We start from the raw sequence: 12,794 nt of genomic DNA, 5'->3' as shown, positions 1-12,794 counted from the left end.
TATTTTTTAGTTTTCCTACGATTTTTCCGTAAAATTACGAAAATCACGTAGAGTTCGGGAATCTGGTAATCGAATCCGGTATTATTTCCAGAAAAAATTTTATTTGGAGCTAATTTCACAATATTTTAATATATTGAATCCGTCTTTATACAAACTAAATGTCATGGAAAATTTTACCCTTTTAGTCAACGGAGTACGTAGGGAGGTAACGGCCCCGGCAGACATGCCTTTGTTGTGGGTGATCAGGGATTTGCTATCACTCAAGGGCACCAAGTTTGGCTGCGGACAGGCCCTCTGCGGTGCGTGCACGGTGCATCTGGATGGGCAGGCCGTCCGCTCCTGCAGCATTCCCATTGCTGAGGTAGGGGAGCAGGAGCTGACCACCATTGAAGGCCTTTCTGTCGAGGGCGAACATCCGCTTCAAATAGCCTGGCAGGAGCATGTGGTCCCTCAGTGCGGCTATTGCCAGACCGGCCAGATCATGAATGCAGCCGCCCTGCTTCGCAATAATCCAAGTCCGACTGAGGTAGAAATAGAAAGTGCCATGGCCGGCAACCTTTGTCGTTGCGGTACTTACAACCGGATCAAAGCTGCCATTCAGACCGCGTCTCAATCCTGATTTCACCCTTTCCTTTCTGCTCATGATACCAAAATTTCCATTTCTTTCCGGTCCAAAGACCAGCAACAGAAGCAAAGTCTTCAGACCTTCACGACGGGAATTCCTGAAGATAGGATCCCTCGCTTCAGGAGCCTTTCTAATAGGCGTCAATTTTCAATGTTCCGGCCCCAAAGGCGAAATCCGTACCTTTGCGCCCAACGCCTATCTGAGCATCAATTCGGACAATGAGGTGAGGATCATTGCCCACCGATCCGAGATGGGTACCGGTATACGGACTTCTCTGCCAATGATTGTTGCCGATGAGCTCGGAGCTGATTGGAAATCGGTTAAAATTGAGCAAGCCGTTGGTGATGAAGCGACCTACGGAGACCAGAATACAGATGGCTCGTACTCCATCCGCATGTTTTTCGAACCCATGAGACGGGCGGGAGCCACAGCCAGGCACATGCTGCTGGAAGCAGCTGGCAAAAAGTGGGAGGTAGATCCCGCTGGTTGTGATACAGAGAATGGACAAGTGATCCATGCAGCAAGTGGACAGCAAATCAAATTTGCAGACCTGATTGACCTGCTGCAAGACATGGAAATTCCCGATCAGGAAACATTGAAGCTTCGAAAACTCAGCGATTACAAACTAATTGGAAAGGATGTTCCCATATATGATGTAAAAGACATAGCCCATGGTAAGGCCCTCTTCGGTGCAGACATGGACCTGCCCGGTCAGCAAATTGCGGTGATCGAACGCAGTCCTGTGGTAGGGGCAAAAGTGATCAATTACGCAGAAGATAAAGCACTTGAAATACCCGGAGTCAACCGGGTGATTAAAATTTCGGGAAATGGTGCCCATCCGGGATTGAATAAGCCACTGGAAGGCATTGCCGTGATAGCCGACAATACCTGGGCAGCCATCAAGGGAAGAGCCGCCCTGCAGGTAGAATGGGACCTTGGGGATAACAAGGATTACCAATGTGCCGCCCAAATGGAGGACATGATCCGGGAAACACTGGAAGATGGAAAACTGAGAAGGGAAAAAGGTGATGTAAAAACAGCTTTCGGAAGCTCCGGAACGGTCCTGGAAAAAACCTACCGGGCACCATATTATGCCCATGCTACCATAGAACCACCTGCTGCGCTTGCCCATTATAAAGCAGATGGTACTGTCGAAATCTGGGCACCGACCCAACACCCACAATGGGCCAGGGATTCAGTAGCAGAGGCATTGGAGCTGGATGCGGCCAATGTCAGGGTGAATGTGACCTTGCTGGGGGGAGGTTTTGGCAGAAAATCTAAGCCGGACTATGTGGTGGAGGCGGCATTGCTTTCCAGGGCCATCAAAAAACCCGTTCGTGTGCAGTGGACCAGAGAAGATGATATCCACCATGATTTTTACCATTCCCATAGTGCCCAGCGAATAAAGGCAGGGTTGGATGCTCAGGGCAAATTGATTGCCTGGAATCACCACACTGTTTTTCCAGCTATCGGGGGCACCTCCAGTGCTGATGAGTTACATCCTTCTGATGGTGAAATGGGTTTGGGCTGTACCGATTTTCCATACGATGTACCCAACATACGTATCGAATCCCATGAGGCCAAAGCACATACCCGAATCGGCTGGCTTCGTTCAGTGAGCAATATTCACCATGCTTTTGCTATCAGCGGTATGCTGGATGAAATTGCCGAGGTCCGTGGAATGGATCCTGTGGAGCATACCCTGTCCCTTCTGGGAGAGGATCGGCAGCTTAGCTTCAATGAAGAAATGAAGGGTGAATACCCCAATTACGGAGAGGACATCACAGCCTATCCCTGGGATACCGCAAGAATGAAAAGAGTGATCGAAAGGGTCTCTACAGAAGCCAATTGGTCAAAATCAATTCAGGATGGGAAAGCAGTAGGCTTTGCGGCACATAAAAGTTTTTTGACTTATGTGGCATGCATTGTCGAAGTCTCTAGAGATGAAAATGGGAAAATCATTGTTCCAGTTGTGCATTATGCGGTAGACTGTGGCATTCCGGTCAATACTGACCGCATCAGGTCTCAATTTGAGGGAGGGGCGCAATTTGCCAGCAGCCTGGCCATGTCTTCGGCCATTAATTTTGAGAACGGGCAAGTCAGACAAAATAATTTTGACAGCTACCAAATCATCCGCATGCCTCAGGCACCGAAACAGATCTATACCCATATTATAGAAAGTCAGGAGAAACCTACCGGTGTGGGAGAACCACCGGTACCTCCTTTCATTCCGGCTTTGTGCAATGCATTGTATCAGTTAAATGGAAAAAGGATTTATGAATTGCCGGTAAAGGAGGCTTTTGTTTGATAAGCGATTCCTGCGATATCCTTTCAGCTGATTTGGGTTATCGGTGGAGTTTATTTTTTGGACAGTTTTCACTAAAAATTAGGTACAGTTAAGCAAATTTGCGGTAATCGCCCAAACTGCAGGAAAGCGTTCTCATATCCCACTCGTGGTAATTTACCATCGAACCCTGCTTATGAAAATTTATTGTCCATTTGATTTTTCCACAATATACCTGAAAGTCAGGTTGATTCTGGGTGCATGTACCTTTTTGGTGGGTGGCAACCTGTGAAGCCAGTGGTCCTGGGTTTGACCTTTCATAACGAGCAAACTCCCATTTTCCAGGAACAGGGAAATGGTTTCCTTGCTCCTTTTGTGTTTAAAGGCAAACTTTCTCTCTGCACCCAGGCTTACTGATGCGATGGCACCATGCTTTTTCAGGTCTTTTTCTCCATCACTGTGCCAGGCCATGCCCTCCTCACCGGTATGGTAGAGGTTCAGCAGGCAGGAATTGAAGCTTTCCCCGGTAAAATCCTCTGTTATGGCTTTAAGAGACAACAGCTTCGGGGTCCAGAGCAGCGCTTTTTTGGTGATATTTGAATAGGTGTATTCAAACTCCCGGTCTCCATACCAGGCGACCTTTCTTTTTGTAACCACCTTTTTACCAAAAATCATCGCTTCATCATTTTTCCATGCGACTGTTTCCCACAATACTTTAAAACAGGCATTGGCTTTTTCGGCTGGCATTATCTTTCCCCAATAGTAGACCGTGCCATCCTCAGGCAGCAGATTTGCTGACGGGGAGGCGGGATAATCGAACAAATTCATGCGTGAAAAACAGGCGGAACGGTCTTTTGGTTTCTCCCCAGTCTCCAAAAAGGCATTGAAAAATGCAACAGAACGATCGGTTCAATTGCCTGATAAGTTTCAGAACTATCATTCTGAAAATCAAACCCACTTTTTCTATCTCATTATTGTGTTAACAAATGCTTTTTTTATGGTTTAAAAGTCAATATTGTTGATATATTTTTGGAATGATTGTTCCGAAAATATATATTTGGAACTTCCTCAATAAATTAATATATGGCCCGCGCAAAATCATTTGAGCAATCTGAAATCCTGGTGAAAGCCATGGAATTGTTTTGGAGGAAGGGCTATCATGCTACATCTGTACAGGATCTGGTCGGCCATCTGGGTATTAATCGGGCAAGTTTGTATCATGCTTTTAATGGCAAGGAGGACTTGTTTTTTCAGGCTTTTGACAATTACAGAAAAATCAACAAATCGGTCATCATGGAAGCGCTGTATTCCCAGCCGAATACAAAGGATGGCATCAGAAATCTATTTGAAGCTGCGCTCAAAGAAAGACAGGACCGGAAAGGATGTTTTTCAGTAAATCTCACGGCAGCACTGATGCCGGGGGACGAGCGTTTGCAGGAAGCGCTGAGAGATAATCAAAAAGCCTTCGAAAAAATATTTTTTGACTATCTGAAATCCGGCGAAGTCATGGGTGAGTTTCCCAGGGGAAAAGATCTCCGTGCAATTGCCAGCCTTCTGTACACCCTTTATAATGGCGTGCAGGTCATCTCCAAAATAGAGACGGCGCCTTCCCGACAACTGGCAGCGGTGGAACAGGTATTGGAGTTTTTAGAGGTAGAATAAATCGACCGGAATAAACTGAGTGAGTGACTGAGTTAGGACCCAATTATTTCAAAAACTCATCCAATTGCTTTCTGAATACCTGCCTCATACCAATTTCGGCATCACCCAACTCGGAAATGAAATCCCCTTCCATAAAAAATGGAGCAATCGTATTTTTCTCCTGAAGACCAAAACGCTTCCATATTTGGTTTTCTTCAATAAACAAGCCATCCGGATCATGTATAAAGGGATAGGGAAACTCATATTCGGTCAGTCTCTGAATAATTTCATCTTTATCTTCTCTGGTAATAACAAGAATCACAGGCATCCCCTCATCATATTCGGCTATGATGTCCATAAAGGGGATGGAAAATGCATAAAGTTGTTTGGAAACCACCACCAATTTTTTTTCAGCATGGAACCAGTCTGGATTAAAGGCAAGGCTGTCTGAAACCTGATAAGTCTTTAAATTCCCGGGAAAAATAATTTTATCTTCAGAAGGGCCGCACCTAAAGAAAACAAATGGGATAAATGATAGCAATAGCAGGTTTAATTTATTCATCATTACTTATGGATGAGATCAATGAAAGCGCCAAATTATTTAAAACCTGAGTTCGACTGAATTTCGTTAAAAAACCGTCATTCCGAGGCTCAGAGAGGGTTTTGAGCGGTGAAAGCTGTGGGAATCTCTGGCCAAACGAGACTGCCACACCCATTCCCAGCGCCTATACCCACGACAATGGGTTCGCAGTGACGATTCATTCGGTTTTTATTGACGATCTTTATTCTAACTCAGTTATATGATAGGTTTATAGTCAATTGGCGGGAAAATTGATGATTTAAAATTTGACAAATAGCAATACCGGGTTATCTCCTTCCTGAATTTTGGGACTATTCTCAGGTAATTGATCCGCATTGAGTTTTAAATAATCCGGTGCCTGAGCGATGAATACCAGAAAGTTGTCCATCATACCAACCGGGGAAGAAAATGCTGACAATGCCGTAGCCGTAGTAATCCTTTTGCCTACTTCCCCGCTCGCTTTTTCTAAAATGACCTGGTGTTTATTCAACTCGTCATCTACCTGAACGGCCACTTCAAAAAAAGCCTTGTCTTCATTTTCCCAATACTGCGAAATGGTCGCAAATCCCTGCTGGTTAAGCATTTCGAAACCGGCCATCCAGTCCATCTCAAAAAATCTTTCGGGAATGCTGTATTTTCCAAAATCAAATTGATATCGAAGCAGGAGACTGTCTGCCTGTACCATGTAGGTGTTGGGATTGTAAATTTCATGGAAGAAAACATGCTCACCAAGGGTATAAAAATTCTTCTCCCCAAAGGGTAAAATTTCATGGGTATTGGGTAACCATTCCTTTGTTGTTTCACCTTTTTCATTAATTACCGCCAGCCTGTTTTTTACAAAGGGAAGATTGTAACTCCCGGAAGCCACATATCGATCTCCGGGCAAGGGCGCAAAGGAGGTTCCCATATAATCAATACTGATGGTTTCAAGCTGTTGACCTTCTTTATCCAGGCGGATAATTTCAGCCTGATCACCTTTTACACTAAGGATGTCCATCCCCTCGGGAGTCGGGATAAAATCACTGATGCCCCTCAGCATACCGGGTCCTTCACCTATTTCTACGTACTTGCTCAGGTATTTTCCATTTCGGTCAAAATGGTGGATGCCATCTCTGGCACTTTCATCGTAAATAAACCAGGAATTTTGAGAAAATTTTAAAGTTAACTGGTCGCCAAGTAGGTTCTCTCCATTGGTTTCCAGTGGAATTACCTTAATGACAGAATAGGGATTATTGACCTGTTCTATCGCTTCCAGTTTCATTAGGGGCAATTCTCCTGAAGTCTGGTTTTCATTTTGGCAGGAGTTCAGGAGTGCTACTACCAGCCCGGATAAAAACAAAATAGAAAACTGTTTCATAAATTAACTTTTTCTAAACTAATATTTTAGAGGAAATAATCCAAGGATTTTTCCGCAATTTTTTTTTTGGAAAAAAAAGAAAATTAATTTTGGATGAGCCTGAACCTATGCCACTTCACTACTTCCATAAAAATCGACTCTCAAAAATCAAGTCTCTTCTGGACCCCAGCTTGCTGAACCGGGGTTATACGCTTTTCCGTGAGGGAAAGGTGGATTTTTGCTACCTCGACCCATCCACAGAAGTGTATTTTTTTGATGTAGCCGGCAATATAGAGCCCTCTTACGCAGTAAGCATTTGCCTGGAAAGCCATCCTGGGGATGAACTCAACCTGGAAAAGGGGCTTTTACAATTTTTGAATGATCCGGGAAGAAGACAGCTTTCCGGGAGCTCTGGACGGAGATAGCATGTTGTCTTTGTTTGACTGACCAGGACGCCAGGCACACCTTTTTTGCCCTCGTTACTTCAGGCCTCCGGCAGGGCAGACACATCGAAATACCGGGGAGAAAGTTCCATATCGGAGGATGCGATGCTCAGCCAATGGTCACCGCGCATCCGGAAGCTTTCTAACCTCCAGGCACTATAGATTTGGTGCTCCGCAATGGTAACGGTTTGTTTTCCATCCAGCAAACAGTATTCCTGCAGGTGATCAGAGAGGCCCAATCCGATGCCCTTCAGAAATGCTTCTTTCCGGGTCCAGAGCTTAAAAAAGGCTTCCTTTGGGCTCGGCGATGCAGCGATAAACGCTTTCTCAGATGCCTCAAAAAACCGGGACACTACCTCCTCATGAGCAAATGCCTTATTAACAGGCTCTATATCAATGCCTACCGGGGCACTGGAAAGTGCTATTACTACCCAATCGCCCGCATGGCTGAGGTTAAAGTGAAAAGGCTGGTCTGCTTTTAATATCGGTTTTCTATATGGACTTTGGCTAAAAACCAGGGTTCTGGGATCTCTGTTCAGGTAATTACCGGCCAGCTTTCTAAGAAATCCCCTCCCGGTGAGATACCTCAATTTATCTTCCTGACGGTAAAAACTGTTTGCTTTCCGAATTTCTTCTGCATCCAGCAAGGGCCTGAAGGGGTCTGTTATTTTTCCGGACAAATCCAGGGGCGCCCTCCAGATATCAAGAAAGCCGGAGGGCACTAGTGGAAAAGAACTGTTCCAGACCGGCTGAGCAGCATCCTGGCAAAAAATGTTGATTTGGGACCTGAGCATTTGATACTTTCTATATTCTTTAGGGTAAAAATCAATATACCGAATTATTGCTGAATCAGGCAGGCAATCCATTGATTTCTGTAGGACATAATGTAGCTACAATTGAGTTTTTCGCATATACCGCTTTTCTCCAAAAATTGGGCCGCTTAAAATCGGAATAAATCCTTATAAAATTGGTGTTTATAACAGCTATTTGGAACATAATTTTGATTGTTTTATTTTTATGGCATCTTTAAATCTAAAAACTTTTTGTCGGGCTTTTTTATTGGGTAAAAGTGAAAGAAGCATTAGAAAATACTTTTGATCTCAGGGGCAGGAAACTTTTGGTAGCAGAAGATGACCCCATATTTGCATTGATCCTGAAATCCATTTTTAAATCCTGGAAAAACACCATTGCGGTCTTTGCAGGGAATGGTAAAGATGCATTGGATAGGTTAATGCTGCCAGATTTTGACCTGGTCCTTATGGATTTGCAAATGCCGGTAATGGACGGTTATCAACTTAGCCGTGCCATTCGCAGTGGACAGGCAGGAACAGCGTATTGCCATATTCCGATCATAGCGCTCACTGCAGACCTTTCTGCAATGGCACAATCGCAGTGCCAGGCAGCAGGAATAGACGATATGGTGATCAAACCTACCGATAGTGCCGGTCTTTTCGCCGTCATCGCCGGTTTGGTATCCGAAACATCTTCGATACCTAAAAACTCCCTCAGGCTGCAGCAGGCAAAATAGCGGAGAACACCTGTCCTTTTGTAAGTTTGCCTTATCTTCGTGGGAAGATACCTGCTACAGGCGCTGTCTTAGGGCCTGAGGTTAAATTTTATCCAGGCAGAAATGTTTTCACCGAAATACAGCATTTACATCATATCTGCGCCCGGTCCGTATTTCCGGTTTGCCGCTATCTACCTGCTTTTATTGATGCACCTGCTTGGTGGGTGTGGCAGGGATAACCGGCAGGAAGAGAAAATTGGTGCCGGGGGTAGCCAATACTCAGCGCCGGTTCAGGAAAACGGGGAAACACTGAAACAACCCGCTGATATTCTGGCAAAAAGCTATTGTACAGGCTGTCACCTGTACCCGGATCCGGGCATGCTGGACAGATCCACCTGGGAAACCATTTTGCCCAGAATGGGCCACTATTATGGCATTTATCCCGATGATACCACCAGAAATTGGCTCATTGAGGGAGGGAGAGCCGGCCAAATCGTGAACCGGCAAAATATCTTTCCGGAAATGCCTGTTATCGACAGCCTGATCTTTAACAAAATCAGCGCATATTTTCTCCGGGAAGCACCCGCAATGCTTTCTATCCCTGAAAAAGAAAAAATTCAGATCGGTATGCCGGGTTTTTCATTGAGAAAACCCGAAAGTCCGACAAAAAACCCCATGACTTTAATGGTCCACATCAGCGGACCTGACCGCTTTTACATCAGCGATGTGGGTAGATCTGTGCTGGCCATCATGAACAATTCTTTTGAGGTACAGCAAATGAGCCCCAGTCCGGAAGGAACGGTGTGGATACACGAGGGCGACAGATACGATTACGCCCTGGTAATCGGCACCTTCAATCCTACCGATATGGACCTGGGCTTTGTGATGCGATTACCAGACGCTCCGGGACAGCCTGCGGCTATCCTGGCCCGAAACCTGCAGCGACCAGTACACATGGACCGGGGAGATCTGGATGGGGATGGCTTGGAGGATATGGTCATTTGTGAGTATGGTAAGCAAACAGGTAGTCTGGCCTGGTGGAAACAGGACCAGAATGGGGCTTACCAAAAGCAAATCCTGCTGCAACAACCCGGTGCCACCAAAGCCTATATCCGGGACATGGACAATGATGGCAGAAAGGATATCATTGCCTTATTCGGACAGGGAGATGAAGGCATATTTTTTTTCCGCAATCAGGGAAATGGTAAATTCATCAGCGAACGCTTGCTGCGGTTTCCGCCCACCTATGGTTCCAGTTATTTCGAATTGTTTGACTTTAATGGCGACGGACACCCCGATATCATCTATACCAATGGAGACAATGCAGACTATGATCCGATCGCCAAACCCTATCATGGCATCAGGATATATATCAATGACGGCAACAATAGGTTTAGTGAGGAGTTTTTCTATCCGCTAAACGGTGCCTACAAAGCCGTCCCCGCAGATTTTGATCAGGACGGCGATGTGGATATCGCAGCGATTGCTTTTTTTCCCGATTATGAAAATGCGCCCGAAAAAAGTTTTATTTATCTGGAAAATAACGGCGCATTCGATTTTGAAGTCAGCAGCTTTGAAGGTGCTTCCGACGGTCGCTGGATGGCCATGGACGTCGGAGATATGGATGGAGACGGAGACCTGGATATCCTGCTGGGATCCATGGTATTCGGGACAGATTATACCGACTATTTTGAGAAATGGGTAGAGGGATCCCTCCCATTTTTGTGGCTGGAGAATCGCCTCAGGTAGGCATCACAATTTTTCTACCAGTTCTACCAGACGCTGGGAATACCCTGACTCGTTGTCATACCAGCCTACCACTTTTGCCAAATTTCCCATAGAAGAAGTCAGTTCCGAATCCAGTATGCAGGAATGGGGGTTTCCTACGATATCAATCGAGACTATGGGATCTTCCGCATACTCAATGATCCCTTTAAATTGGTTTTGGGTAGCCTCCAGAAAAGCCTGGTTGATCTGATCCGCACTGGTATCCTTTTCCAATAGCACGATCAAATCTGTAAGCGATCCATCCGGGACAGGAACCCGCATGGCTGAAGCCTCTATTTTTCCTTTTAATTCAGGTAAAACCACTTCCATGGCCTTTGCGGCATGGGTGGTGGTCGGAATGATGGAATAGGCGGCAGCGCGCGCCCTGCGCAGATCCCTGTGAGGTGCATCATGCAGGTTTTGATCGTTGGTATAGGAATGTACTGTAGATACATAACCTTTGACTATACCAAAAGCATCGTCCAGTACTTTGACCATCGGTGCAAGACAATTTGTGGTACAGGAGGCGTTGGATACGATCGTTTCGTTGCCCTTCAGGATATGTTCATTTACACCCAGGACCACCATGGGTACATCGCTGCTCTTGGATGGAGCGGTGATGATCACCTTCCCGGCCCCTGCCCTGAGGTGCATGGATGCACTTTCCCTGTCTGTAAACTTCCCGGTAGACTCAAGTACCACATCGATGTCCAGCTCCGACCAGGGAATCAGGAGCGGATTCTTTTCTGCGAAGATCCGAATGATCTTTTCTCCAACCTGGATGTTGCCATCCTTCTCGATGATCCGGCGGCCATATTTGCCATGTATGGAGTCGTATTGCAAAAGATGGACGAGGGTTTTGGGATCCGTAAGGTCGTTTACAGCCACCAACTCCAGATCGGGTCGGTCCAGTAGCAACTTGATGGTCAAACGGCCGATCCTGCCACAGCCGTTTACAGCGATTCGTTTCTTCTTCATAAATAAAATCTGCTTCGAAAATAGGAAAGATTTTGTCCAAAGACCATTTAATTTGGAAAAAGCGTTAAGAATAAACCTCCTTTCCGGTAAACCTCAGTAAAAAAACACATCGGTGGCTACAGAAACCTGGTCAAAGCTGATCCAGGCCCATCAAAGCAATACCGTATGCAAAATACCGAACAATTCTAAAAAGGCTGAGGAACAGGTATTTTCTCAAGGGAAGCCCTCCAATTCCACTTAATAAGGATATTGCTGAAAAAGGAAGCGGACTGATCGAAGCCACGATTACCAGGTAACCGCCATATTGCCGAAACATGCGCAGGTATTTATTAAAACGAGGGTAACCCAGTCTTCTGATCCATTTTTTGTCCTTTGCCCATCTTCCCAGATTGAAATTAAAAAATCCTGCAGCATAGGAAATGACTGACAAAACACCAATGCTAAAAAAATAGGGGCCTATCAGAGAGGTCTCCAGGGACCAAAGCATAAAGACCTCTGGCGGAATGATTCCAAAAAGCAGCTCCGACACCACAAAGATAAACATGATCAGTGCGGTATCATCATATATAGCACCAAACCAGTTATACCTTTGCTCTTCACTGCTAAACTGTTTAAGCAGGAGGAACAACACCAATAGTATGGCCAGATATATAAATCCTTTCAGTAGATTAGAAAGAAGAAAATGCTTTCTTTCCCTGGCGATTCCCCGAACCATTAAGCTATCCGACTGGTGATGAAAAACTATTTGTCGGGCTGGTAGGCCTCTTCATAGGGAGACCATATTTCATAAATCGGATTTCCTGTAGAACTCAACCCACTGTGGTGCCATTCGCCGTCGATCACTTCATAGTCAAAATTCAGCGATGCTCCTACACGGCTGTCATCTCTTGAGAAAAAGGTGATGTGCTCCGTATATTTTCCGTCTTCGGCATCGTAGGTACCTCCACCAGTGCCACTAAATTCCCTGGTTTCGGAATTGAATGCTATCCACTGGAATCGGCCTCCACTCAGGATTTTCACCGTCCTGCGGGCGCCCGGGGTCATTTTGGAGATTTCTCCATCTCTTTTTCTGCCTGTGATCACCCAGTTTCTCGTAAGGTCATCTTCCCTGGAGGATATTTTTTCCCAGATTTCTATCAGATCTTCTCCTTTGATTTTACCTGATATGACCATTCGATCATTGGCAAAATCCAGGTTGTAGGCATTGGTGGTCCCCACCTGATCCGGGTCCAGCGTCAGAAAATCCAGGCTCTCCTCATAGTTGTTACCTTCCAATTGGTAATTGCCTCCCCCTGCCATGAGAAATTTATTGCCTTCAATTTCCTTTGCCCCGACAGCAAAATAACCATCCTGATAGATTTTTATATACTCCCTGTTTTTCACGGGTTCCCCGTTTTGGTGGGTCAGTTTCCAGGCTCCTTCCAAATCCTGTGCACACAGGGAGCCGCCAAGAACCATTAGAATGATAGATAGTAACGTTTTCATAAGCGAGGCTTCATTAAAATTACTTTCAATTTAATTATTTAATTGCTTTTCACAATACATCTGCTGTTGAATCCTCACAAATGCGGAAAATGAAGTGCAAAATACCTTTCATTTGTCTCCGCTGTTAGGATAGCAGCCATATACCAGG

Annotated in this window: 13 protein-coding genes; 6 read left to right on the top strand and 7 right to left on the bottom strand. The window is 45.4% G+C overall.

Going from position 1 to position 12,794, the window contains the following annotated elements; genetic code table 11:
• Positions 1–163: 163 nt before the first annotated feature.
• Positions 164–619 carry a (2Fe-2S)-binding protein gene (locus BUB19_RS00810; RefSeq protein WP_073090244.1) on the top strand — a complete coding sequence of 152 codons (456 nt, stop codon included), beginning with the start codon at positions 164–166 and terminating at the stop codon, positions 617–619.
• Positions 620–641: 22 nt separating this feature from the next.
• Positions 642–2,933 (top strand): xanthine dehydrogenase family protein molybdopterin-binding subunit, encoded by a 2,292-nt coding sequence (locus tag BUB19_RS00805; protein WP_073090241.1) that lies wholly within the window; start codon positions 642–644, stop codon positions 2,931–2,933.
• Between the two features lie 180 nt (positions 2,934–3,113).
• On the opposite strand, the gene BUB19_RS00800 is transcribed toward BUB19_RS00805, so the two are convergent.
• Entirely contained in the window at positions 3,114–3,737 is a 624-nt protein-coding gene (locus BUB19_RS00800) for an alpha-ketoglutarate-dependent dioxygenase AlkB family protein (protein ID WP_073090239.1), read from the bottom strand.
• 255 nt (positions 3,738–3,992) lie between these two features.
• Between BUB19_RS00800 and BUB19_RS00790 the strand changes: the two genes are divergently transcribed.
• Positions 3,993–4,571 carry a TetR/AcrR family transcriptional regulator gene (locus BUB19_RS00790; RefSeq protein ID WP_073090233.1) on the top strand — a complete coding sequence of 193 codons (579 nt, stop codon included), beginning with the start codon at positions 3,993–3,995 and terminating at the stop codon, positions 4,569–4,571.
• Between the two features lie 43 nt (positions 4,572–4,614).
• Here the strand turns inward: BUB19_RS00790 and BUB19_RS00785 are convergent, their stop codons facing one another.
• Together BUB19_RS00785 and BUB19_RS00780 are read right to left on the bottom strand one after the other, a co-directional pair.
• Entirely contained in the window at positions 4,615–5,115 is a 501-nt protein-coding gene (locus tag BUB19_RS00785; RefSeq protein ID WP_143155868.1) for a hypothetical protein, read from the bottom strand.
• Between the two features lie 274 nt (positions 5,116–5,389).
• Positions 5,390–6,487 (bottom strand): 6-bladed beta-propeller, encoded by a 1,098-nt coding sequence (locus BUB19_RS00780; protein WP_073090230.1) that lies wholly within the window; start codon positions 6,485–6,487, stop codon positions 5,390–5,392.
• Between the two features lie 107 nt (positions 6,488–6,594).
• Here BUB19_RS00780 and BUB19_RS00775 point away from each other — a divergent pair, with 107 nt between their 5' ends.
• Positions 6,595–6,891 (top strand): hypothetical protein, encoded by a 297-nt coding sequence (locus BUB19_RS00775; protein WP_073090227.1) that lies wholly within the window; start codon positions 6,595–6,597, stop codon positions 6,889–6,891.
• Between the two features lie 59 nt (positions 6,892–6,950).
• Here the strand turns inward: BUB19_RS00775 and BUB19_RS00770 are convergent, their stop codons facing one another.
• Positions 6,951–7,703, bottom strand: coding sequence for a 4'-phosphopantetheinyl transferase family protein (locus BUB19_RS00770; RefSeq protein WP_178371414.1), 753 nt, complete (start codon positions 7,701–7,703; stop codon positions 6,951–6,953).
• 275 nt (positions 7,704–7,978) lie between these two features.
• Between BUB19_RS00770 and BUB19_RS00765 the strand changes: the two genes are divergently transcribed.
• Both BUB19_RS00765 and BUB19_RS00760 read left to right on the top strand, forming a co-directional pair.
• Positions 7,979–8,437, top strand: coding sequence for a response regulator (locus BUB19_RS00765; protein WP_073090222.1), 459 nt, complete (start codon positions 7,979–7,981; stop codon positions 8,435–8,437).
• Positions 8,438–8,539: 102 nt separating this feature from the next.
• A complete protein-coding gene (locus tag BUB19_RS00760) occupies positions 8,540–10,165 on the top strand; it encodes an FG-GAP repeat domain-containing protein (protein WP_245802748.1) in 1,626 nt (541 codons plus the stop codon).
• A 3-nt stretch (positions 10,166–10,168) separates the two neighbouring features.
• Here BUB19_RS00760 and gap read toward each other — a convergent pair whose 3' ends face one another.
• From gap to BUB19_RS00745, 3 genes are all read right to left on the bottom strand, one after another.
• Complete coding sequence (gap, locus tag BUB19_RS00755) at positions 10,169–11,161, bottom strand: type I glyceraldehyde-3-phosphate dehydrogenase (protein WP_073090219.1); 993 nt, start codon at positions 11,159–11,161, stop codon at positions 10,169–10,171.
• A 130-nt stretch (positions 11,162–11,291) separates the two neighbouring features.
• Positions 11,292–11,876, bottom strand: coding sequence for a YqaA family protein (locus tag BUB19_RS00750; RefSeq protein WP_073090216.1), 585 nt, complete (start codon positions 11,874–11,876; stop codon positions 11,292–11,294).
• Positions 11,877–11,902: 26 nt separating this feature from the next.
• Positions 11,903–12,646: a hypothetical protein gene (locus BUB19_RS00745; protein WP_073090213.1), complete on the bottom strand. Its 744-nt coding sequence runs from the start codon at positions 12,644–12,646 to the stop codon at positions 11,903–11,905.
• Between the last annotated feature and the right edge of the window lie 148 nt (positions 12,647–12,794).

It is taken from the genome of Cyclobacterium lianum (genome assembly GCF_900143075.1).
Taxonomy (GTDB): Bacteria; Bacteroidota; Bacteroidia; order Cytophagales; family Cyclobacteriaceae; genus Cyclobacterium; species Cyclobacterium lianum.
Note: the sequence above shows the minus strand (reverse complement) of the source record. Positions and strands in the feature narration are given on the sequence as shown.